The following is a 22,429-nucleotide window of genomic DNA, read 5'->3' as shown; positions in this document are numbered from 1 at the left end:
CGTATTTCGCGCGCACCGCGCCCATCCACGGCGCGTGGGACCTGACGCGGTGGGGGTAAGTCCGGCGGTGCCGGCCGAGGGCCGGCACCACCCATCTGGCCAGTAGATCCACGCCATGCGTGGATGGCGTTTACAGCAAGGCTACCAGCAGCCCGGCCACGGGCAGCGCGATCGCCAGCGGCGCGATCCATTTCGGCCGGTACGGGTACAACCCGAACGACAGCACCACGCCGCCCACGGTCATCACGCCCAGCCACAGCACCGGGCCCATCGCCCAGCCGTGGTCGACCACGCACAATGCGAACGCTACCGTCAGCAGGGCCCAGCCCAGCACCCGCCACTGCGTGCGCCGTGCCGGGCTGGCTGCCGCCTTGCCGTGCAGGTCGTGCTGGTGCTTCTCCATCGCCAGCGACAGCGCGGTGAACGCGGAAAATGACAGGGTCAACGCCAGCAGCATCATGCGCTGGCCTCCGCTTCGGCGGTTTCCGCAGCGTCCACCGGGGCCTTGGGCGCCGCCGCCGCCGCGGCACGCTTCTTCTTCTCGGCCGCAGACAGTGGTGGCGTCCAGCGCTGCATGCGCCAGCCACACAGCGCCAGCATCGCACCGAACGCGATCATCGACAGATCGACGCCGGCCAGCACCCAGTCCCCGTTGCGCAGGGTGTTGCCCAGGTGCGCATGCGTGGTCAGCGCATTGACCACCGGCACCAGCGCGAACGCGGCCGCGCCCAGGTACAGCTGCCAGGCCCACATCATCCGCTTCGGCCAGATGAAGGCGGCCAGCAGTGCCGCGGCCCAGGCGTAGAAGAACACGTTGGCTTCCGCACTCGAGCGCTCGGCAATGTCCAGCGGCAGCAGACGGTTGCCCCAGAAGTAGGCGGCAAAGGCAATCGGCAGGCCGGCCACGGTGCCGATGTTCAGCGCGTCGACCAGGCGCAGGCCGAAGCCGGTGCGGCCACTCTTGGCATGCTTCGGGCGTTCCTTCACTGCCCACAGCACCACGCCACTGGCCACCATCAGACAGCCGACCAGGCCGGACAGGAAGAACAGTGCGCGCAGGCCCCAGTCGGCGAAGCGCGCCAGGTGCAGGCCGTACAGCACGCCGCGGGTGGCGGTGGCGCCGCCGGACGGCGGTGTTTCTTCCAGCAACGTGCCGTTGACCATGTCGTAGCGCAGCGCCGGGGTGTCGGTGGACAGGCGCTTGCCGTCACGCTGGCGGATGTCGATCACTGCGTTGGCCGCGCCCGGGTTGGACACGGTGAAGCCGGCCACCTCCACGCCGTGCCAATGCGCTCGCGCGCTGTCCAGCAGCTGTGCGATCGGCAGCGGCGTGGCGCGGCCTTCGGCCGGCGCGGTCACCTCCGGCATGCCGCCGAAAGCTTCGCTGAAGAACTTGTCCTCGTCCTGCGGGTAGGCAACCTTCACGCCCCACGGCAGGTACATGATCATCAGCGTGACGATGCCGGTGTAGGTGATCATCGCGTGGTAGGGCAGGGCCATCACCGCGCTGACGTTGTGGAAATCGAGCCAGGAACGCAGGCCCTTGTCCTTGCGGAAGGTGAAGAAGTCCTTGAAGATTTTCTTGTGGGTGATGACGCCGGTGATGATTGCCACCAGCATGAACATCGCGCAGAAGCCGACCAGATAGCGCGCCCACAGCACCGGGATGTAGTGCAGGTCGAAATGCAGGCGGTAGAAGAAATCACCGCCTCGGGTCTCGCGGGCCTTCAGCGCCTGCCCGGTGTTCGGGTCCAGTGTGGCGTCGCCAAAGGCCCCTCGACGGCCACGGCTGGGATCGGCCAGCTCCGGCGGCAGCCGCCAGAACATCTGCATGGCCGGGTTGCGCGGTTGCGGCAGGGTGACGAACCAGTTCTCGGCCTGCGCAGCGTTGGCCTGCAGGTAGTCCACGGCGCGCTGCGCGGCCACATCGATGCTGACGTTGCTGGAGGGCAGTTCCGGGCGCATCCAGCGGCTGATTTCCTCGCGGTAGTAGCTGGCCGTGCCGGCCATGAAAATCAGCAGCAGCAGCCAGCCGACCAGCAGGCCGGTCCAGGTGTGCAGCCAGGCCATCGACTGGCGGAATCCGTTCTTCATGCCCAGGCCCCCAGCAGGCGCGCGATGACTGCCATCAGCAAGGTGGGAGCGAGGATGCCGACCCACGCACGCAGCGCACTGCGCGTGGCGAACGCCCACAGCGCCGCGCAGGCGGCCACCAGAATGGCCAGCAGCATGCCGGTCAGCACGGTCTGGCCACGTGCGCCGGGCAGCGCCACCGCGCAGAACACGCTGGTCACAGAAGCCAGCGCGTAGCCGCCGAAGATCGCCGCCAGCGAGCGTGACAGCACGCCCCAGCGCGGGTTGGAGAAGAAGGTGCGGGGGCTGGCAGTTGCGGGCGAGCGGTCCACGGCGTTCCTGCAGGTTTCAGTGAAAAGGAACCGGCGCACCGCAGCGCGCCGGGGTTGGCCATCCGTGGCCGGGCACCGGTCGCAGAACCGGTGCCATCCATCGAGGGTCAGAGCTTCCAGCGCAGTGTCATCGTCACATTGCGCGGTTCGCCCCAGAACACGCCGTCATAGAAACCGACGCGGTTGTAATACTTCTTGTCCAGCAGGTTGTTCACGTTCACCTGCGCGGTGAAGTTCTCGTTGAAGCGATAGCCCGCCGACAGGTTGAGCAGGTAGATGTCGCCCTGTTCGATTGCCACGCGGTCGCGCTTGCCGCTGGTCACGAAATCCGCACGCGGCTTGTTGCTCAGGCTCCAGATACCGCTCTGCCAGGTGGCGCCACCGCCCAGCCAGAAGCGGCCTTCAGCGCCGCCCGGTCGCCAGCTGGCGTTGAGGCGGAACAGATCGACCGGGATGACGGTGTTCTGGCGCACGCCCTGCGCATTGCGGCTGACGGTGTGGGTGAAGCCGGCCGCCAGGTTCCAGTTCTCACCAAGGCTGCCTTGTGCTTCGATCTCCCAGCCCTTGACCTTGTTGCCCTTGCCGGTGGAGCGGTAGGCACTGACCCCACCCGGCAGCGAGTTTTCCGGCACCGAGTCGTCGAGCTCGGCAACGTTGTCCTTCTGGCCCTTGAACACGGCCGCGGAAGCATTCAGCAGACCGTCGAAGAACTCGGCCTTGACGCCGGCCTCCCACATGTCACCGACCACCGGTTCGAGGTAGTTGTTGTCCCGGTCACGGTAGTTCTGCGGCTGGAAGATGTCGGTGTAGCTGGCGTAGCCGCTGAAGTAGCGGTTGAAGTCGTAGATGAAGCCGGCATACGGAGTGAGCGAGTCGTCCGGCTTGTAGCCGCCGCGACGCGTATCGGTCAGGCGACCGGCGGCGTCATGGCTGTAGTTCCAGGTGCGCGTTTCCCAACTGCCGTAGCGCGCGCCGAGCACCGCGGTCAATGGTTCGGCCAGTTGCAGGCGCGTCGCCAGATAGGCCGCGCGCTGGCGCAGTTCGTCTTCAGAAGCCAGATAGCCCAGGCGGGTGACCTGCAGCGGCGCGACGTCGCCGTTCCAGCGGTGCCAATCAGGTACACGGGTGTAGCTGTCCGGGTAGGCAGCGGTGTCGGTGGCAGGCACTTCACCCTTGCGTACCGATTGGCCGAAACCGAGCACCAGCTCGTGTTCCCGGCCGAACAGCCGGAACGGACCACCGACGTTGAAGTCGAACACCTGCATGTCGCCGTTCTCGCCGAAGCTGCCGACGAAGGCGCTGATGCCGCTGCCATCGGCATTCGGGTAGCCGGAGGCCCCGTACCACACCGCACCGTCGGTTTCGCGCTTGGAGCGGGTATAGGCGGCCTTCGCGGTCCAGCCGTTGCCCAGCTGCTGTTCAAGGCGTGCGAATGCGCTCTTTTCGATGATCGGCCAACTGCTCCAGCGTGCGGACAGGTTGGTCGAGCGCGGCAGGTTGGCGGGCTGGCCATCGGACCCCCAGTACGGCACCACGCCCCAGGTCACGCCCGTGGTGCGCGGCGACTGGTACTCGTAGCCGGCCTCGAGCAGGGTCGTATCGGTAAGGTCGGCCTGCACGATGCCGTAGAACACGTCCTTGTCCAGTTTGTAGACATCGCGGAACGAGTCGCTCTGCTGTTTGGCTGCCACCACGCGCGCGCGGATGCGGCCGTCGAGTGCAACCGGGCCACCGAGGTCGGCCTCCAGGCGCTGGTTGCCCCAACGCCCGAGGGTCAGGTTGGCGCTCATCTGGAAGCTGTCGGTAGGACGCTTGCGCACGAAGTTGATGGTGCCGGAGGGATCGCCGGCACCGGTGGTCAGGCCGGTTGCGCCACGCACCACTTCGATGCGGTCATAGATCACGCTGTCGGTGTTGGTCTTGATGTACCCACCGAAGGTGTTGAGCATCCCATCGACCTGGAAATTGGTGATGTTGTAGCCGCGCGAGACGTAGTTGATGCGCTCGCTGTCGGTAACCGATACCGCCACGCCGGTGACCTGGCCCATCACATCGGACAGCGAGAACAGGCCCATGTCATCGAGGCGCTGGCGGGTGACCACGGTCATCGACTGCGGCGTCTGGCGCAGCGACAGGCCGAGCTTGGTGGCCGTGCTGGCACGCTTGACCGTATAGCTGTCGACGATATCGCCGTCAGCGGTGACCTGGACCGTATCCAGCGTGCGCGCGGAAGGATCGGCAGTGCCGTCGGCATGGGCCAGCGGTGCGATCATCAGTGCGGTCACGGCCAGGGCCAGCAGAGTGGGACGAGGGTGGTTCAACGGCATTGCCATCGGTGCGATTCCATGCAGGACGAAACAGGCGATGGAATGCGCAGACACAGCAGCCATGCGCTTCGCGCACATCGCCCAGCGAGTCCCATCGACGGTGCGCCACCCGCTTGGTGCGGGCGACCCGGTAGTCGGGGGATGTACACGGGCGAAGGGGCGGGTAGGTGCGTGCTTCCATGCCCCGCTTGGCTAAGCGTACAACCGATCGGCAAATGATAGGCATTCGCATTTCGTTAATCAAGCGTGACGGATTCCGTCTCCACGCCGGGCGTGGATCGACTGCCGGATGGGGTCCTAGAACCTGAACACCACCGTCGCGGCGTGCAGCAGCAGGCCGATCAGGCCACCCACCAGGGTGCCGTTGAAGCGGATGAACTGCAGGTCGCGGCCCACGCTCAGTTCCAGCTGCTCGACCAGATGCCGTTCGTCCCAGCTCTTCACGGTCTGCGCGATATGCGTGGTCACGCCTTCGCGCAGGCGGCCGGTGAGGCGCTGGGCGCCTTCCAGCAGGTGCTGGTTGAGGGCCTCGCGCAGGGCCGGATCGGCCTGCAGGCTGCTGCCCAGCGAGGCCAGGCTGCGCTGCAGGTGGCCGACCATGGCCGAATCCTCGCGCTGCAGGTCCGCGCGCAGGCTGGCGTGGATGCGTGCCCACAGCCCCTGCACGTAGTCCTGCAGGGCCGGGTGGTCGATCATTTCCTGCTTGAGCTGTTCGATGCGCTCGGCCAGGGCCGGGTCCTCGCGCAGGCGCTGCACGTAGTTCTGCAGCCAGCTCTCGTAGTCCTGGCGCAGCGGATGCTGCGGCTCGGCCAGCACCTGCTGCAGTTCTTCCAGCACCGCCCGCGCCAGTCGCTCGGCCAGGCTGTCGCCGATCTCGTCGATCGGCTTGACCCAGTTCACCGTGCTCGACAGCGTCGGCCACTCGCGCTGGATGTAACGCACGATCAGCTGCGAGGCGCGCTCCTTCACTTCCGGCTGCTCCAGCCAGCGCCCCAGCCGCTGCAGTCCCTCGTCCAGCACGCGCTGGTGGCGCCCATCGGCGGTCAGCAGGGCCAGCAGCTCACCGGCGGTGGCGGCGGCATTCCATTGCCTCAGCTGCTGCACCACGAAGGCGTGCAGCTGCCGACGCACGGCGGTTTCGTCGAAGAAGTCCAGTGCCTGCAGCGCCCAGCCGCGGGCCATGTCGGCCAGCATGCGCGAGCGTGCCGGGTCGGCCAGCCAACTGCCGAGGCGGCTGGCCGGATCGAATACCTGCAGCTTGGCCAGCAGCACACCCGGCTCCAGGAACTGATCGCGCACGAACAGCGCCAGGCTGTCGCCGATGCGCTCCTTGCTGCGCGGGATGATCGCGGTGTGCGGAATCGGCAGGCCCATCGGCCGCCGGAACAGCGCGACCACGGCGAACCAGTCGGCCAGCGCGCCTACGGCTGCGGCTTCGCAGAAGGCCGAAATCCAGGCCCAGATGCCGCGCTCGCCCTGCCAGTGGCTGACCGCGAAACCGGCCAGCATCAACAGCAGCAGTCCCAGCGCGAGGGCTTTCAGGCGCCGCAGCTGTGCGCGGCGCGGATCGTTGGCAGACGTCATGCCGGAAGTCTAACCGGCACGGCATGAGCTCGGGCGCCGCCGGCCCGCCGGCCGGCCCCCGCACCCCACCCGTACCGTTCATGGGGTTGCCGGCCAGCGGCCGGCACTACCCGTTGGTTCAGAGCGCTTCGAGCTGCTTGCGCAACGCCGCCAGCTGCGCGCGCAGGGTGTCGTTCTCGCGGGTCAGCGCGACCACGCGGCGGCGCAGCGCCGGTGCATCCTCTCCCAGCTGCTCCAGTGCAGACAGCACCTCGGCATCGCGGCTGGCGATCTGTTCCTCGTCCGCCTCCTCGAAGTCCATCTCGGCTGCTTCCGGCTTCGGTGCGCGCGGCTTGCGCTTGGACTCGCGCACGCGCTTGGCGGCCTGCTTCAGCTCATCCTTGCCACCGGCGGCAGCGGCCCGCTGCTCGTCTTCCGGCAGGTCGGCCACGGCAGCGGCAGCGCTGATCGAGATCACGCCGGCCTTCACCGCTTCCACCACCTCGGCCGCGGCCTGGGCGTGGATGCGTTCGATCATGCCAACCTGGCTGGTGCTCAGCTTGGCCTCGCGGGCCAGCTCGGCGCGGCTGATCTTCGGTGCCGGTTCCCACGGCGGGCTGTCCTCTCCCGCGTCCTCGACGGCTTCGGCGGTGCCGTCGCTCTCGCGCTGCAGCTGCGCCTGCTCGACCTGCTTGCGGGCGGCCAGGATGTCGCGCTTGCGCAGCGCCAGCACGCCGCGCTGGAAGTCGGACACGCTGCGGCGGCCCAGGTGCTGCTCGATCATCCACAGATGCACGTCTTCCATGCTCTGGAAGCGGGTATTCTGCACGGTATTGAAGGGCAGGCCATGCTTCTGGCAGATGCCGAAACGGTTGTGGCCATCGACCAGCACATCACCCCACAGCACCAGCGCATCGCGGCAGCCTTCGGCCAGGATGCTGCGCTCCAGCGCGTCATGTTCGTCCGCAGTCAGCGGGTCGATGTAGGCCTTGAGTTCTTCTTTGACGACGATATCCATGGGCACGGCAGCGAGCAGGAGCGGAACCGCCCATTGTACCCGCTCGCCACCGCCGGCCCGGGCTCAGGCGGTGGCCCGGATCATCTCGCCCAGGGTGCCGGTGATCTGGTCGATCTGTGCCCTGTCTACGATCAGCGGCGGCGACAGCGCGATGATGTCGCCGGTACAGCGCACCAGCAGCCGGCCGTCCTGGAAGCAGCGCCGGAACACCTCATAGCCACGGCTGCCGGAGGCATCGCGGCGCGGCGCCAGCTCGACCGCGCCGACCAGCCCGAAGTTGCGGATGTCGATCACGTTGGGCAGGCCCTGCAGCGCATGCAGCCGTTCCTGCCAGTATTCGCCCAGCTCGATGGCACGCTCGAACAGGCGCTCCTCGGCATAGACCTCCAGCGTGGCCAGCGCTGCGGCGCAGGCCAGCGGATGCCCCGAGTAGGTATAGCCATGGAACAGCTCGATGGCCTGTGGCGGTGCCTGCATCAGGGTTGCATGCACGGCGTCGCTGGCCAGCACGCCACCCAGCGGTACCGCGCCGTTGCTGACCGCCTTGGCGAAGGTCAGCAGGTCCGGGGTGACCCCGAAGCGCTGCGCGGCGAAGGGCATGCCGACCCGGCCGAAACCGGTGATGACCTCGTCGAACACCAGCAGGATGCCGTGGTGGTCGCACAGCTCGCGCAGGCGCTGCAGGTAGCCCGGCGCGGGCAGGATCACCCCGGCCGAACCGGCGATGGGTTCGACGAATACGGCGGCAATCGTCGAGGCATCATGCAGCGCGATCAGCCGTTCCAGGTCGTCGGCCAGCTCGGCGCCCTGGCGCGGCAGGCCCCTGCTGAATGCATTACGTTGCAGGTCCAGGGTATGCCTAAGGTAGTCCACGCTGCCCAGTTGCAGGCCGAACGCCCTGCGGTTGTTGGGCAGGCCGCCTAGCGCCATGCCGCCGAAGCCTACCCCGTGGTAAGCCTTCTCGCGGCTGATGAAGCGGGTGCGCTGGCCCTCGCCACGCTGGCGGTGAAAGGCCAGCGCGATCTTCATCGCGGTATCCACCGCCTCGGAACCGGAGCTGGTGAAGAACACATGGTTGAGCGGGGCGGGCGCCAGCGCGGCCAGCCGCTGCGCCAGCGCGAAGGCCGGTGGCGAGCCCATCTGGAAGGCCGGCGAGTAGTCGAGCGTGCGTGCCTGCTCGACGATGGCCTCGACGATGCGTGGGCGGGCGTGGCCGGCGTTGCAGCACCACAGGCCGGCAGTGCCATCGAGGATCTGGCGGCCGTCGACGTCCTCGTAGTGCATGCCTTCGGCGCGTACCAGCAGGCGCGGCGCGGCCTTGTACTGGCGGTTGGCGGTGAACGGCATCCAGTACGCGTCCAGTGACTCGGGACGCTGGGTGGCCAGGTCGTGCAGGTCGCTTTCGGGACGCTTCATGCCAGCTCCATCGGGTCCGATGCGACGAATGTAGCGCAGCCGCGTCACGGTGGAGTCGCGGCGGTACCGGTATAACCAAAGCTCGCTGAATGTTGGAGCTTCCCATGGCCGATTTCCCCGACCGCAGCCATTGGCAGGCGCTGGCCCTCCAGCTGTCGATGCCGGGCCAGGCCTTCATCGATGGCCGCTATGTCGATGCCGCCAGTGGCGCCCGCTTCGACTGCATCAGCCCGATCGACGGTCGCGTGCTGGGCGCGGTTGCCGACTGCGACGCGCAGGATGTCGAACGCGCGGTACTGGCCGCGCGGCGCAGCTTCGAGGCGGGCCACTGGTCGCAGGCGAGCCCGGCGCATCGCAAGCGCGTGCTGCTGGCGCTGGCGGCATTGGTGGAAGCGCACGCCGATGAACTGGCCCTGCTGGAAACCCTGGACATGGGCAAGCCGGTGCGTGACGCGCGCCGTATCGACCTGCCTGGTGTGGTGCGCTGCCTGAGCTGGACCGCCGAAGCGGTGGACAAACTGTATGGCGAGATCGCGCCGACTGGCCCGCACGAACTGGGGCTGGTCACGCGTGAGGCCGCTGGCGTGGTGGCGGCCATCCTGCCGTGGAATTTCCCGTTGCTGATGGCCTGCTGGAAGATCGCACCGGCGCTGGCGCTGGGCAACTCGGTGGTGCTCAAGCCTTCGGAGCGGTCGCCGCTGAGTGCGCTGCGGCTGGCGGCGCTGGCCGCGGAGGCGGGCCTGCCGGAGGGCGTGCTGAACGTGCTGCCGGGCCACGGTGCGCGCGTCGGTGAACCGTTGGCCCTGCACATGGACGTGGATGTGTTGGCGTTCACCGGTTCCACTGCCACCGGCGCGAAGCTGCTGGAGTATTCCGGGCGATCCAACCTCAAGCGGGTCTGGCTGGAATGCGGCGGCAAGAGCCCGCACGTGGTGTTCGCCGACGCCCCCGATCTGGACGCGGCGGCCAAGGCCGTGGCACAGGGCATCTTCTTCAACCAGGGCGAAGTCTGTACCGCCGGTTCGCGGCTGTTGGTACAGCGCTCGATTCGCGAGGATTTCGTGCACCAGGTGGTTGCCTACGGCCAGCACATGCAGCCACGCCACCCGCTTGAAGCCGACGCACCGATGGGCGCGCTGGTGGATGCCGCGCATCTGGACAAGGTGATGGACGACATCGCACGCGCTGAAGGTGAGGGGGCGCGGTTGCTGCTGGGAGGGCGACGGGCCGAGGTGGAAAGCGGCGGCAGCTATGTGCAGCCGACAGTGTTCGACCAGGTGCGCCCGGAGCAGGCCTTGGCACGCGAGGAAGTGTTCGGGCCGGTGCTGGCCGTACTGGGCTTCGACGACGAGGCCGAAGCGGTGCGCCTGGCCAATGACAGCCGTTACGGACTGGCCGCGGGTCTGTGGACGCGTGATCTCGGTCGCGCCCATCGGGTCGCGCGGCAGTTGCGCGCGGGTAGCGTCTGGGTGAACGGCTGGGACGGCGGGGACATGACCGCACCGTTCGGCGGCTACAAGCAGTCCGGCAACGGCCGCGACAAGTCTCTGCATGCATTCGACAAGTACAGCGAGATCAAGGCCACCTGGATCCAGTTGTAACGACGCGGCTGCTCGACGGCTGTTTGCTCTTTGTAGCGTCGAGCCATGCTCGACTGCCGTTCGTTCTTCTGTAGAGCCGAGCCATGCTCGGCTGCATCCCGCGAAGAGCAGTCGAGCATGGCTCGACTCTACATAAAGCGTATAGCCGTGAGCTACCGGCAGCGGGCACTCACCTGCAGCACTGCCGCACGCAGCATGTCGCGGTCGGCTTCTTCGACTGCGTTCTGGAAATACTCCATGTCCTGCTGGCCCAGTTCGCAGGGATCGACAATGTACCCCGGTGGCCACAAGCCCAGCAGTTGCGCCACCCCATGCACGATCTGCTCGGGGCTCATCTGCCGACGGATCCGGAAGTAATTGCGGCGCGGCCCGAACGCCGGATGGACCTCGCGCCGACCGATCAGGCGCGGCGCCACGCCCGCTGCGCTGATGCCGTCGCCGCCATCGATGCTGCCCGCAGGCAGGTCCAGCATCAGTGGCGCCGTTGCAGGCGGTTCCTCGGACGCGGGCGCAATGGCATCCGTGGGTGCAGCCGGGGTCGGGCGTGGCGCTGTCGATGCGGCTGGCCGCGCCGCCGATGCAGAGGGCAGCGCCGGCTGTGGTTGAACCGCCGCGGGTTGGTCCGGCGGCAACCAGCGCAATGAAATCCTGGCAGCTTCGTCGCTGCGCAGCGTCACCCTGCCACTGCCCAGCAGCCACAGTGCCATCAACCCATGCACCAGCAGTACCACCAGCCACGCCGCCATGCGCGGCAGCTTCGGCGAATCGGACCACGACAGCGCGACTGCAGTCATCGGCAAAGCATCCATGCAGGGACCGGTGGCGCAGCCTAGCGGGTGACCCGAAAAATTTCGTTGGCATCGGTGTCGGCTGAAACCATCGCCCCGTGCGGCCATCGGCCCGTGGCAGAATCGGGCGATCCGCCGTTACCCGTGTTGCCGATGTCGACGATCACCGCTGCCGCGCCGTCCGTGAATTCTCCCCGCCGTGTGCTGCTGGCCAGCCTGATCGGCACCACCATCGAGTTCTTCGATTTCTACATCTACGCCACGGCCGCAGTGCTGGTGTTCCCGCACCTGTTCTTCCCGGACAGCAGCGAACAGGCTGCCCTGTTGCAGTCACTGGCAACGTTTGCTGTCGCGTTCATCGCGCGCCCGGTCGGCTCGGCGGTGTTCGGCCATTTCGGTGACCGTATCGGCCGCAAGGCCACCCTGGTCGCCGCCTTGCTGACCATGGGCCTGTCCACGGTGCTGATCGGGCTGCTGCCCACTCATGCCCAGATCGGGCTGTGGGCCCCGGCGTTGCTGGCGCTGTGCCGCTTTGGCCAGGGCCTGGGGCTGGGGGGGGAGTGGGGCGGCGCGGTGCTGCTGGCCACAGAGAACGCACCGCCGGGCAAGCGCGCCTGGTACGGCATGTTCCCGCAGCTGGGCGCACCGCTCGGCTTCCTGCTGTCGGCCGGTATCTTCCTCGTACTCGGCCGCTGCCTGAGCCAGGACGACTTCCTGCAGTGGGGCTGGCGCATCCCGTTCGTGGCCAGCGCGCTGCTGGTCGGCCTTGGCCTGTGGGTGCGCCTGAACATCCACGAGACGCCCGATTTCAAGAAGGCACTGGAGCGCAAGGCGCCGGTGCGGCTGCCGATGTGGACGGTGCTGCGTGACCACCCGATACCGATGCTGCTCGGCACGCTGGGTGCGTTCGCCACCTTCGTGCTGTTCTACCTGATGACGGTGTTCAGTCTCGGTCACGGCACCGCGGTGCTGGGCTACAGCCGCGAGCAGTTCCTGCTGATGCAGATGGCCGGCATGCTGTTCTTTGCGCTGGGTATTCCGCTGTCGGCGCGCTATGGCGACCGCTGGGGCACGCGACGCACGATGATCGTCGCCAGCGTACTGATCGTCGGTTTCGGTGTGCTGTTCGCGCCGCTGTTCCAGCCGCACAGCCCGTGGCTGGTCACTGGCTTCCTGTGCCTGGGCCTGTTCCTGATGGGCCTGACCTACGGCCCCTGCGGCACCTTCCTGGCCGAGATCTACCCGGTGGAGGTGCGCTATACCGGCGCGTCGCTCTCATTCAACCTGGCCGGCATCCTCGGCGCGGCACCGGCGCCGTACCTGGCCACCTGGCTGGCTGAACGCTTCGGCCTGGTCGCGGTGGGCTACTACCTGTGCCTGACTGCGGTGGCGACCCTGTGCGCGCTGGTGGCACTGCATCGGCGCGCGCTGCGGCTCAACCAAAGAAGCGCTTGAGCGTACGTCCCAGCCAGCCGCCCCCTTGGTGCTCGCGGGCGAACTGGTTCAGGTGCGCCTTGACCTGTTCGGCATAGGCCTGGTCATCACCGCGGATGTGGTTGAACAGCCAGCGCGAGAGCATGGTGCGCAGTTCGTCGCTGATGTCCTCGCCGGCCTGGAAGCGCATGCGGTATTCCGATACCCGCTTGATGAAAACCTCATGCACGCGCTTGTGCGCGGCACAGAACGGATAGCCCGCTTCCTCCATCAGCTCTTCTTCGAACGCGAAGTGCGACATGGTGTAGTCCACCACCTCGTCGATCACTTCACCCACTGCCGCGCGCTGCATGCTGGCCTGGGCCACGTGCAGGTGGTTGAGCATCTCGATGATGCGGCGGTGTTGTTGGTCGATCACATCGATGCCGATGTTCAGATCGTCCTGCCAGACCAGTAGTGCCATCCCCGGCTCCCCTTCATGCGTATGTCGGGGCCGACTGTAGGGCCGCCGCGCGGGTGCGGCGTTGATCTGGATCAAAGCGGGCCGGTCAGGGCAGGGCGGGCTCGCGCGGGCGCAGCGGGCTGGCCACCGTGGTGCAGCTTACCCGGTTGCGGCCGCCGGCCTTGGCCAGGTACAGCTGGCGGTCGGCCTCGGAGATCAGCCGATGCAGTGCATCACGCTGCGGGCGCAGGCAGCACAGGCCGATGCTGACCGTCATGCGCAGGGTGGCGGTGCCGATGTCTACTTCCAGTGCGGCGATGCGCTGGCGCAGTTCCTCGAAGTACAGCAATGCCTCGTCCTGCTCCATGTCCGGCACCAGCAGGCAGAATTCCTCGCCGCCGAAGCGCGCGATCAGGTCCTGGCTGCGCGCATGGGCGGCCACCGCGCCGGCCACGGCGCGCAACGCATCGTCGCCGGCCTCGTGGCCGTAGGTATCGTTGATGTGCTTGAAGTGGTCGATGTCGATCATCGCCACCGCCACGCACTGGCCGTGCAGCTGCAGCTGCGGCAACTGGCGCTGGCTCTGCTCCAGGAAGCAGCGGCGGTTGGGCAGGCCGGTGAGGAAATCACGGGTGGCCAGATCCTGCAGGGTGCCGATCAGCTCCAGCTGATCCACGTTCTGCGAGACGCGGCAGAAGAATTCCTCGCGTGAGAACGGCTTGCGCAGGAAGTCGTTGGCGCCGTTCTTCAGGAAGCGTGGGATCAGCGAGGCATCGGTATTGCCGGAGATGCCGATCACCGCCACCTTGTCGCGTGAGCGCAGGGTGCGCAGGCGGCGGGTGAATTCAACGCCCTGCATGCCGGGCATTTCCTGGTCGACCACCGCCAGGCGGATCGCCGGATGCGCCTCGATTGCAGCCAGGCCCTCGTTGCCGTCGGCGGCTTCATGCACCTCATGGCCGTACATGCGCAGCAAGGCCGCGGCATAGCCACGCGCGGACGGCGAATCGTCCACCACCAGCGCGGCGATGCGGCGGTTGCGTTCCAGCCGCTGCACCAGCCACACCAGGTAGTCGATGCTGCCCGGAGTGTTCTTCAGCACGTAGTCGATGATCTGCTGCTGCAGCACGCGCTTGCGCAGGTCCTCGTCGTACACGCCGCTGACCACCACGGTCGGCAGGTCGCGCTTCAGGAAGAACTCGACCACCGCATCGCGGTCGCCGTCGGCCAGTACCAACCCGGTCAGCACCAGGAACCAGCCGCCATCCTCGCTCAGCAGGCGATCGGCCTCGGCCAGGGTGGAGGCGATCACCACCGGCAGTTCCAAGCGCTGCTCGATGGCTTCACGCAGCATGCCGGTGAATGCACGGGAGTTTTCGACCAGCAGGATCCGCTGCGGCAGCGGATCGGCCAGGTCGCCATCGACGGCGGCCTGCGGCAGGACGGGCATGATGCGGTGGCTCACGAAGGAGGGCTCGGCACGGATAGCGGCGGTTTCGGGCGTAACTTTAGCCGGAGCCCTCGCTTGTGGACATATCTGCCCTGCGCGGTTCGGAGCAGGGCATCGGTTATCTTTGGGACGATAGAGTCAGGTTCGAAGGCTCCCTTCATGGCGCTCACAGTGCGGCATGGTTATGCTGGGTCGCACCATCCCTACTGGTGTCTTGGGCACGACTGCGTCGAACGAAGGAACCCTTCAAGCGAGGTCGAACGCCATCCAGTAGTGGGGTGGCGAAACGGAATTGCCTGGAGTTGTCTTTCCAACCATCCATGGGGGTGAGCGTGAGATTTTCTGAATTGCGAGTGTTGCTTCCTGCCGCATTCCTTCTATCTGCATCCGCTTTCAGCGCGTCGGCGTGTTGTCCGAGCGATGACAATGGAGTCGCAATGGCCAAGAGCGGTTTGGGCGAATCGTTGCCGCTCGCGGCAGACCTGAGCCTCAATCCGAACTGGCGTGTCTACGGATTCGAACGCGAGGGGATCAACTACTATCAGGTCAATGACCTCTCTGGTCAGGTTGTGCTCATTGTCGCCAATGTTGAGGCCACATTCTGGACATTGCCCGCCGGAAAGCGCCCAGCCAAGGTATCGTTGCCGGCGCACCGGTTGACCCTCCCAGCGAAGGCACTCCGGCACGTAGTGTTCCGCAATGCGGAGTTTTCGCTGGTGGTGCATGGTGATGGCGTGGACGCGATTTGGGTTATCGAGTCTGCGGGTACGCCTCGCTGAATCCCGCCGTAGAGACAAAGGGTGGAGGCGGAAAAGCAGGAGTCGGGTATGGCCGACTCCTGCAGGTTTTGGATGCCGGGAAGCAGCAGGTGCCGAATCTCTATGCAATGTCAGTGCGGGCGATCCAAGCGGCGTGAGTGCTGCCATGTGAAATACCGGTGGCAGGCTCCAGCAGCAGTACACGAACTCGATTTCCAGAGCATTCCACGCGACCTCCATAGGCAACTGCACGCGAGCTCAAGCGCTCTACCGCCAGCTTCGTTGTTTCGAGCATCAATTGACGGTCGCGGTCAAGCAGGGCAACGCTGAGCAGGATTCCCTGCTGGTCGCGCAGCCTGCCAGAACGCGCGCTAATCTGAATTTGCCCCTGTTCATTTTTGAGGAGCAGAGCAACGGCCTCTGTAAGCGTGCGGTAGGCTGCGAGCTGCAGCGCAATGCTCAACTGACAGGGATCTCCGGCTAGACGCGGAGGCATGATGCGATGCGTCAGATCCCAGCTTTCACGGATGCCACTGACCTGAAGGGCCAGATACAGCCCAACCTGCTCGACTTCAGTTGGATACACCAGGCTGGTCAGTTCGCGGAACTGGCGTGAATGCGCATTGGACGTAGTTAGAAGGTCCATGGCAGGCGAGTCATGTCCGTGCATTTTCAGCAGGTCGGCAGTCTGATTGAGGGAAGCCTCGATGCCGTTGGCAATCCTTCTGAGATCCAAAGCGCGCTCCCTGAGATCCATCTCTCCGGCCATGTGTGCAGTGCGGGAGAGCTTGGCGGTCTGGCTGCCGTCCAGATCCCTCCGCACACGCTGGTGATAGTGCTGTGAGATCCGGGATCCCAGTGCCAATAGTGCCGTTCCCGCGACGGCAACCAGCTGTTGTGTCATGAAGGTTCGTTCATCGAATGAGCCGGGAAGTCCTGATGTTGGAGTCGTCATTGCGATGAGAATGTTCAGGAACGGAACGGCGATTGCCGCGCCCTGCCAGCCGTGAACGCAGGTCAGCACGATTGCCGGCAAGGTCATCGCCAGCTGCAGGGTTGTCTTGCTGGTGTCGGATAGGCCAGGGGCAAGCGCTGTGAACAGCCCAAGACCAAACATCAATGCGAGGGACGTAAGTGTCGGTGAAGAGCGCCAGAATCGCGACTCGGAAGCTAGGTTCCGCCTTGTCCACAACAGGGTGATCGGCGCCACTGTGAGAATTGCTATGTAGTCACCGAGGACAAATCGCATTGCCCTTGTGGCCAATGGAATACTGGAAGGGCTTTCCGACAGCAGATGAGCGAGCCCCAGTTTCAATGCTGTGGCGACCAGTGCGGCAGATACGGCGATTGATAGCAGCCATCCTTCGGAAGCCGCTGTTCTGGCCTTGCGGTGTGCTCCAACTACCAGCGCGACGGCAGGCATCAGGAAGGCCGACCCCAGGATTACCCAAGCCAGTCCGTATTTTTCTATTAGCGGGTATCGCAACTGAGCGAAGTACGCATACTCGCCAAGGAGCAAGTAGGGCCAAAGGCGAGGGGGGCATAGCAGCAGCGCCGCTACCCGGATGCCCGCAGGCAAGTAGAACTGGTCCAGAGAGATCTGTCGGGCTCCCCAGCACATCACGGCATAAAGTGCAGCGATGGCTAGTCCATGCGGCCGTACCCGAAAACTCAGATCAATTCCTTTTTTCCACCAATTCAATCCCAAGCCTCCCTTGCTCGATACATGGCAGCAGGCCCATCGATGATTGGACGCCCCATGGGGCGACAGTATCGGCAGAATCAATAGTGCGCAATCGTGAGGTATCGACGAGCATTGATTGGTCTACTGGGCGCGTCAACAAACATCACTTTCGAGAAGTGATCAATGTCTCGTTTTTTTGCAGTATCAGATTGCTGCCTGTGGGTCGTTTGGGTCGATTGGGCGAGTGGCTGCCTGAAACAAGATGGAACGAGCTGTGTGGGTGAGATCTTCCTGTGCTTCCAGCAATACCATACGGAGCCTGTTGCCAATAATGTCCATGTGGCCACCGTGGGCAATGACCCGGCCAAGAAATTGCTCGTTTGCCAGTTCCTTGGTTCGGTTTCCCAATGCCTCGTGCTGGTCCAGCAGGGCCACGCAGATGAACACGCCAAGTCTCCCTCTGAAGTTCCCACAGCGGATACGGACCGAAATCTGTCCGGATTCGCACTTCAGCAGGAGTGATACCGCATCCACCACAAGTCGGTATGCCGCAAGCTGCAGGCTAACCCCCAGTGGGCACGGATCACCCATCAACCTGGGTTGCCCGATTCGATGGGTGGCGTTCCATGCCTCACGTACTCCACCTGCCTGCAAGGCCACGTACAAGCCCAGCCGTTCCAGGGCCGCGGGATAGATCATGCTGGCCTGGGCCCGGAACAGGCGTGAATGCACCTCCGAGGTATGCCGCAGGCTGTCGGCCACGGCGTGATGGCCCTGCGCATGCAGCCAGTTCACCATTTCGTTCAGCGACAGGTCCATGCCATCGCCCAGCTGGCGCAGATGGGCCGCACGCTCACGCAGGTCCATCTCGCTGGCCAGATGTGAATTCCGTGCAAGCTGCAGTGCCGCTCTGCCATCTTCCTCGCGCAACCGGTGCTGGTTCTGGAAGTGGGTGATGCGGGCGCCCAGCAACAGCAGGGCGATGCTGGCGATGGCCATGGCCTGCTGGGTAGCGAAAGTGGCCGGGTCGAATGCCGTCGGATGGTCGGCGGGGGTGCTGACGCCAAGAATCATGTTAACGGCGGCGACACCGATGGCCGCACCGCGCCATCCCAGCAGGCAGGTCAGGGCGATTGCGGGAATAGGCAGGATCAACAACAACTGCAGCGAGCCAGGCGCCGTGATCGAGGCAGGTACCGGAGTCGCCTGCAGGCCAATGACCAGCATGGCTGCGAGTGCTCCTGCCACAGCAGCAACGGACCGGGGCGTCCATTGCTCCTCGGCGCGACGGATCCACAGCAGTGCGAGTGGCGCCAGGATGAGGATGCCGGTGAAATCGCCCAGCGCATAGCGCAACACGTTGGTGATGAATGACGCGTTCTGCAACGGCTCCCAGAGCAGGTACGAGATTCCCAGGTTGAGCAGGCTGATGATCGTCGCGGCGCATACCGCGATGGAGATCACGCCGACGATCGTGGTGCGTGCCAGCAGCTTCCGGTGCAGGCGCACGATCAGCATCACGGCAGGCATCAGGAACACCGAGGCCAGGATCACCCAGGTCAGGTTGTATTTGCTGATCAGGGGGATGCGCAGATGCGCGAAGTAGGCGTATTCACCAATCAGCAGGTAGGGCCACAGTCGAGGCGGGCACAACAGCAATGCGGCCACCCGTACGCCGGCAGGCAGGAAGAACTGGTCCAATGACAGTTTGCGCGCACCCCAGCAGGCGACGGCATAGACGAGTGCCAGCACCAGCCCCTCGGGGCTGACCCGTATCCTCACCAGCAGGCCGTCTTTCCACCACTGCATCCACGTGCTCCCCCAGCTCCTGCACCGATTATGTGGGCGGGAAGGGTCCCGCTACCACAACGCATCCCGCAGCTTGTACCACGACATCGCCGCCACCAGCAGCGGCGTGCGCAGCAGCCGGCCACCGGGGAAGGGCGCATGCCGCAGGCGCTGGAACACGTCCAGGCGCTCGCTCTGGCCGACAATGGCGGCGGCGATCACCTCGCCGGCCAGCCCGGCGGCGGCCACCCCATGGCCGGAGAACCCCTGCGCGAAGTACAGATTGCCGTCCAGCCGGCCCCAATGCGGGGCGCGGTTGCGGGTAATGTCCACATAACCACCCCAGACCTGGTCCAGTGCCACGTCGGCCAGCTGTGGGAACACCTGGTGCATGCGCCGCTGCATCACTCCGCGCAGGCCGGGTGGGGGCAGGGCCGAGTAGCTGGCGCGGCCGCCGAACAGCAGGCGGTGGTCGTGGCTGAGGCGGAAGTAGTCCAGTGCCCATGCGGTGTCGGCCACGGCCATGTTGTTGCTGATCAGGGCCCGGGCGCGTTCAGCGCCCAGCGGCTGGCTGGCGCCGATATAGGTGCCCACCGGCATGATCCGCCGTTCCAGCTCGGGCAGCAGGCCCTGCAGCCAGGCGTTGCCGGCCACCACCAGATGCGCAGCGCGCACGCTGCCCTGAGCGGTATGCAGGGATGGCTGTCGTCCCCGCTGCACGCGGGTCACCGCGGAATTCTCGTGGATCACCACGCCGGCCGCGCGCGCCGCATCGGCCAGGCCGCGTGCATACGCCAGCGGTTGCAGGTGAGCGCTGAGCGGGTCGAACATCGCGGCGCGGTAGCGCGGGCTGTCCAGCTGCGCGCGCAGGGCATCACGGTCCCACCATTGCATCGGGTAGTCGTAGTGGCGCTGCAGGTGCTCGCAGTTGGCCAGTAGTTCACGCTCATGGCGTTCACGGATGGCGACGCTGGCATGGCCTTCCACCCAATGGCAGTCGATGCCGTGGCGATCGATGCGGGTGCGCATCGCATGCACTGCGTCGCGCGACCAGTCGAACAGGTGGCGCGCATCATCACGACCGAGCTGGCGCTCCAGCTCGTCCACCTCGCAGCCATAGCCCACCAGCGCCTGGCCACCGTTGCGACCGGACGCGCCCCAACCGATCCGCTGCGCGTCCAGCACCACCACGCGCTGGCCACGCGTAGCCAGTTCCAGTGCTGCGGTCAGGCCGGTGTAGCCCGCGCCAAGCACTGCGACATCGGCCTGCACATTCCCCTGCAGCGAGGGAAGTGCGGGAGGCTCGGGCAGGCTGGCGGCATACCAGCTGGGCGGGAAGGCGGCGCTCATCGCAGGCCTTGCGGGCGCAGTACGGACGGGCGGAGCGGGGGAGGGCGATCAGCGTTCACGTCCTTAGTTTCGCCGATGCGTGACGGCCATGGTGTGACGGCGACGACTTGCCGCGTTCGCCGGGCGACGGGTAACGTGTCGGCACGCCAAGGAGTTTTCCCATGCGCCGCCTGCCCTGGGTGGGCCTGCCCACCGACAGCACCGTGCTCGGCCATCACCGCTTCGCGGTGGCCGGCGAGAAGTACGTGCGCGCGCTGGCCGAGGCTGCCGAAGTGACCCCGGTAGTACTGCCGAGCCTGCAGCCGCCGTTGCCGGCTGGTGACTGGCTGCAGGGGCTCGATGGCCTGCTGTTGACCGGCGCGGTCAGCAACATCGAACCGCAGCACTACGAGGGCGGCCGCAGCTGGCCAGGCAATCCGCACGACCCTGCCCGCGATGCCAATGCCTTTGCGCTGCTGCGCGAAGCGCTGGCGTTGGACCTGCCGGTGCTGGCGATCTGTCGCGGCTTCCAGGAACTGAACGTCGCGCTGGGTGGCAGCCTGCATCCGCAGGTGCACGCGGTGCCTGGCCTGGCCGACCATCGCGAAGACCCGCAGGCGCATGTGGAGGTGCAGTACGGGCCGTCCCACGCGGTCACCCTGGCCGCTGATGGCTGGTTGGCGCGGTGGAGCGGCAGTGATCGGACGCAGGTCAATTCGGTACACGGGCAGGGTATCGCTCGCCTGGCGCAGGGGCTGCAGGTCGAAGCCGTGGCCGATGATGGCCTGGTCGAGGCGGCACGCAGCCTGCACCATGGTTTCGTGCTCGGCGTACAGTGGCACCCGGAGTGGCGTGTCATGGATTCGCCGTTCTATCACGCTATTTTCCGTGCGTTCGGCCAAGCTTGCCGGCAGCACCAACAGAACCGACTGGATTCCCGATGAGTTCCCGAACGCGCCCGCGCAAGACGGCTACGCCCCCCGCACCGCAGGAAAGCAGCCTGCTGCGTTGGTTGAAGGAGCGGCGCATCACCGAGGTCGAGTGCCTGGTGCCGGACATCACCGGCAACGCGCGCGGGAAGATCATTCCCGCCGACAAGTTCTCGCACGACTACGGTACGCGGCTGCCCGAAGGCATCTTCGCCACCACCGTCACCGGCGAGTTCCCTGACGATTACTACGACCTGACCTCGCCGTCGGACTCGGACATGATGCTGCGCCCCGATCCGGACACGGTGCGCATGGTGCCGTGGGCGGCCGATGCCACCGCGCAGGTCATCCACGATTGCTACACCAAAAGCGGTGAGCCGCACGAGCTGGCACCGCGCAACGTGCTGCGCCGCGTGCTGGCGGCCTACGCCGAGCTGGGCCTGCGCCCGGTGGTGGCGCCGGAGCTGGAGTTCTTCCTGGTGCAGAAGAACACCGACCCGGACTTCCCGCTGCTGCCACCGGCCGGCCGCTCCGGGCGCCCTGAAACCGCGCGGCAGTCGTACTCGATCGACGCGGTCAACGAATTCGACCCGATCCTCGACCTGATGTACGACTACGCCGATGCGATGAAGCTGGACGTGGACACGCTGATCCACGAGTCCGGCGCGGCACAGCTGGAGGTCAACTTCACCCATGCCGATGCGATGGACCTGGCCGACCAGGTGTTCCTGTTCAAGCGCACCATGCGCGAGGCGGCGATGCGCCACGGGGTGTATGCCACGTTCCTGGCCAAGCCGATGGAAAACGAGCCGGGTAGTGCCATGCACATCCACCAGAGCCTGGTGCGGGTGAGCGACGGCAGCAATGTGTTCGCCGGTGAGACCCATGCCGAAGGCGAGTTCAGCCCGGTGTTCGGCCACTACCTGGGCGGCCTGCAAAAGTACGTGCCGCAGGCGATGGCCTTCTTCGCGCCGAACGTGAATTCCTATCGGCGGCTGGTGTTCGGCGAGGTCTCGCCGAGCAACGTGCACTGGGGCTATGACAACCGCACCTGCGGGCTGCGCGTGCCGCTGGACACGCCGGAGAACATGCGCGTGGAAAGCCGTTTCGCCGGGTCCGACGCCAATCCCTATCTGGCGATGGCGGCGACCCTGGCCTGCGGCCTGCTGGGCATCCGCGAGCGGCTGGCACCGGATGCGCCGGTGACCGGCAGCGCCAAGGAACTGGGCTACAACCTGCCGCGCTCGCTCGGCGAAGCGCTGGACGGGCTGGAGCAGTGCAGCGAGCTGCAGGCGCTGCTGGGTGAGCGCTTCTGCCGCGCCTACATTTCGGTCAAGCGCAAGGAATACGAGACCTTCTTCCGTGTCATCAGCTCGTGGGAGCGCGAGTTCCTGCTGCTGAACGTCTGAGCATCCGGAATAGAAAAATCCGCCGCCGGGGGGTAGGCTGGCACCCGTCGCCGGCCCCGCCGGCCCCCCCTTCCCGCATTCTGGAGCA

18 protein-coding genes are annotated in these 22,429 nt (G+C 66.0%); 5 read left to right on the top strand and 13 right to left on the bottom strand.

Annotation, left to right across the window (positions count from 1 at the left end; translation table 11 throughout):
• Window positions 1-130 precede the first annotated feature (130 nt).
• From V3B46_RS04565 to aptA, 7 genes are all read right to left on the bottom strand, one after another.
• The gene (locus V3B46_RS04565; protein WP_329891237.1) at window positions 131-460 is read right to left on the bottom strand and encodes a DUF3325 domain-containing protein; all 330 of its coding nucleotides are present in this window, start codon (window positions 458-460) and stop codon (window positions 131-133) included.
• On the bottom strand, window positions 457-2,094 hold the full coding sequence (locus V3B46_RS04560) for a PepSY-associated TM helix domain-containing protein (RefSeq protein ID WP_329891236.1): 1,638 nt from the start codon (window positions 2,092-2,094) through the stop codon (window positions 457-459). The genes V3B46_RS04565 and V3B46_RS04560 overlap by 4 nt, the downstream gene beginning before the upstream one ends.
• Window positions 2,091-2,405, bottom strand: a complete 315-nt coding sequence (locus V3B46_RS04555) for a DUF3649 domain-containing protein (protein WP_154262960.1) — start codon at window positions 2,403-2,405, stop codon at window positions 2,091-2,093. The genes V3B46_RS04560 and V3B46_RS04555 overlap by 4 nt, the downstream gene beginning before the upstream one ends.
• Before the next feature lie 107 nt (window positions 2,406-2,512).
• Window positions 2,513-4,738, bottom strand: a complete 2,226-nt coding sequence (locus tag V3B46_RS04550; RefSeq protein WP_329891235.1) for a TonB-dependent siderophore receptor — start codon at window positions 4,736-4,738, stop codon at window positions 2,513-2,515.
• A 291-nt stretch (window positions 4,739-5,029) separates the two neighbouring features.
• Window positions 5,030-6,316, bottom strand: a complete 1,287-nt coding sequence (locus V3B46_RS04545) for a DUF445 domain-containing protein (RefSeq protein WP_329891234.1) — start codon at window positions 6,314-6,316, stop codon at window positions 5,030-5,032.
• Between the two features lie 118 nt (window positions 6,317-6,434).
• Window positions 6,435-7,313 carry a ParB N-terminal domain-containing protein gene (locus tag V3B46_RS04540; RefSeq protein WP_329891233.1) on the bottom strand — a complete coding sequence of 293 codons (879 nt, stop codon included), beginning with the start codon at window positions 7,311-7,313 and terminating at the stop codon, window positions 6,435-6,437.
• 63 nt (window positions 7,314-7,376) lie between these two features.
• Complete coding sequence (gene aptA / locus V3B46_RS04535) at window positions 7,377-8,729, bottom strand: omega-aminotransferase AptA (protein ID WP_329891232.1); 1,353 nt, start codon at window positions 8,727-8,729, stop codon at window positions 7,377-7,379.
• Window positions 8,730-8,833: 104 nt separating this feature from the next.
• Between aptA and V3B46_RS04530 the strand changes: the two genes are divergently transcribed.
• Window positions 8,834-10,330, top strand: a complete 1,497-nt coding sequence (locus V3B46_RS04530; RefSeq protein ID WP_329891231.1) for an aldehyde dehydrogenase — start codon at window positions 8,834-8,836, stop codon at window positions 10,328-10,330.
• Window positions 10,331-10,482: 152 nt separating this feature from the next.
• On the opposite strand, the gene V3B46_RS04525 is transcribed toward V3B46_RS04530, so the two are convergent.
• The gene (locus V3B46_RS04525) at window positions 10,483-11,124 is read right to left on the bottom strand and encodes a hypothetical protein (protein WP_329891230.1); all 642 of its coding nucleotides are present in this window, start codon (window positions 11,122-11,124) and stop codon (window positions 10,483-10,485) included.
• A 147-nt stretch (window positions 11,125-11,271) separates the two neighbouring features.
• Here V3B46_RS04525 and V3B46_RS04520 point away from each other — a divergent pair, with 147 nt between their 5' ends.
• Complete coding sequence (locus V3B46_RS04520) at window positions 11,272-12,573, top strand: MFS transporter (RefSeq protein WP_329891229.1); 1,302 nt, start codon at window positions 11,272-11,274, stop codon at window positions 12,571-12,573.
• Here V3B46_RS04520 and V3B46_RS04515 read toward each other — a convergent pair.
• Together V3B46_RS04515 and V3B46_RS04510 are read right to left on the bottom strand one after the other, a co-directional pair.
• Window positions 12,554-13,015 carry a bacteriohemerythrin gene (locus V3B46_RS04515; protein WP_004151683.1) on the bottom strand — a complete coding sequence of 154 codons (462 nt, stop codon included), beginning with the start codon at window positions 13,013-13,015 and terminating at the stop codon, window positions 12,554-12,556. The genes V3B46_RS04520 and V3B46_RS04515 overlap by 20 nt on opposite strands.
• A gap of 85 nt (window positions 13,016-13,100) precedes the next feature.
• On the bottom strand, window positions 13,101-14,444 hold the full coding sequence (locus tag V3B46_RS04510; protein ID WP_329891228.1) for a diguanylate cyclase: 1,344 nt from the start codon (window positions 14,442-14,444) through the stop codon (window positions 13,101-13,103).
• Window positions 14,445-14,881: 437 nt separating this feature from the next.
• On the opposite strand from V3B46_RS04510, the gene V3B46_RS04505 reads away from it, so the two are divergent.
• Window positions 14,882-15,223, top strand: coding sequence for a hypothetical protein (locus tag V3B46_RS04505; protein WP_329891227.1), 342 nt, complete (start codon window positions 14,882-14,884; stop codon window positions 15,221-15,223).
• Between the two features lie 100 nt (window positions 15,224-15,323).
• On the opposite strand, the gene V3B46_RS04500 is transcribed toward V3B46_RS04505, so the two are convergent.
• The 3 genes from V3B46_RS04500 to V3B46_RS04490 all read right to left on the bottom strand — a co-directional run bounded on the left by V3B46_RS04500 (window position 15,324) and on the right by V3B46_RS04490 (window position 20,024).
• Window positions 15,324-16,904 carry an MASE1 domain-containing protein gene (locus V3B46_RS04500; RefSeq protein ID WP_329891226.1) on the bottom strand — a complete coding sequence of 527 codons (1,581 nt, stop codon included), beginning with the start codon at window positions 16,902-16,904 and terminating at the stop codon, window positions 15,324-15,326.
• Window positions 16,905-17,090: 186 nt separating this feature from the next.
• Window positions 17,091-18,695, bottom strand: a complete 1,605-nt coding sequence (locus V3B46_RS04495) for an MASE1 domain-containing protein (protein ID WP_329891225.1) — start codon at window positions 18,693-18,695, stop codon at window positions 17,091-17,093.
• Window positions 18,696-18,746: 51 nt separating this feature from the next.
• Window positions 18,747-20,024: an NAD(P)/FAD-dependent oxidoreductase gene (locus V3B46_RS04490; RefSeq protein WP_329891224.1), complete on the bottom strand. Its 1,278-nt coding sequence runs from the start codon at window positions 20,022-20,024 to the stop codon at window positions 18,747-18,749.
• Between the two features lie 161 nt (window positions 20,025-20,185).
• Between V3B46_RS04490 and V3B46_RS04485 the strand changes: the two genes are divergently transcribed.
• Complete coding sequence (locus V3B46_RS04485) at window positions 20,186-20,947, top strand: gamma-glutamyl-gamma-aminobutyrate hydrolase family protein (protein ID WP_329891223.1); 762 nt, start codon at window positions 20,186-20,188, stop codon at window positions 20,945-20,947.
• Complete coding sequence (locus V3B46_RS04480) at window positions 20,944-22,341, top strand: glutamine synthetase family protein (RefSeq protein WP_049423285.1); 1,398 nt, start codon at window positions 20,944-20,946, stop codon at window positions 22,339-22,341. The genes V3B46_RS04485 and V3B46_RS04480 overlap by 4 nt, the downstream gene beginning before the upstream one ends.
• Window positions 22,342-22,429 lie beyond the last annotated feature (88 nt).

Origin of the sequence: Stenotrophomonas sp. SMYL11 (assembly GCF_036320005.1) — a bacterium.
Taxonomy (GTDB): Bacteria; Pseudomonadota; Gammaproteobacteria; order Xanthomonadales; family Xanthomonadaceae; genus Stenotrophomonas; species Stenotrophomonas maltophilia_A.
This window is presented reverse-complemented; position numbering and strand designations above follow the sequence as displayed.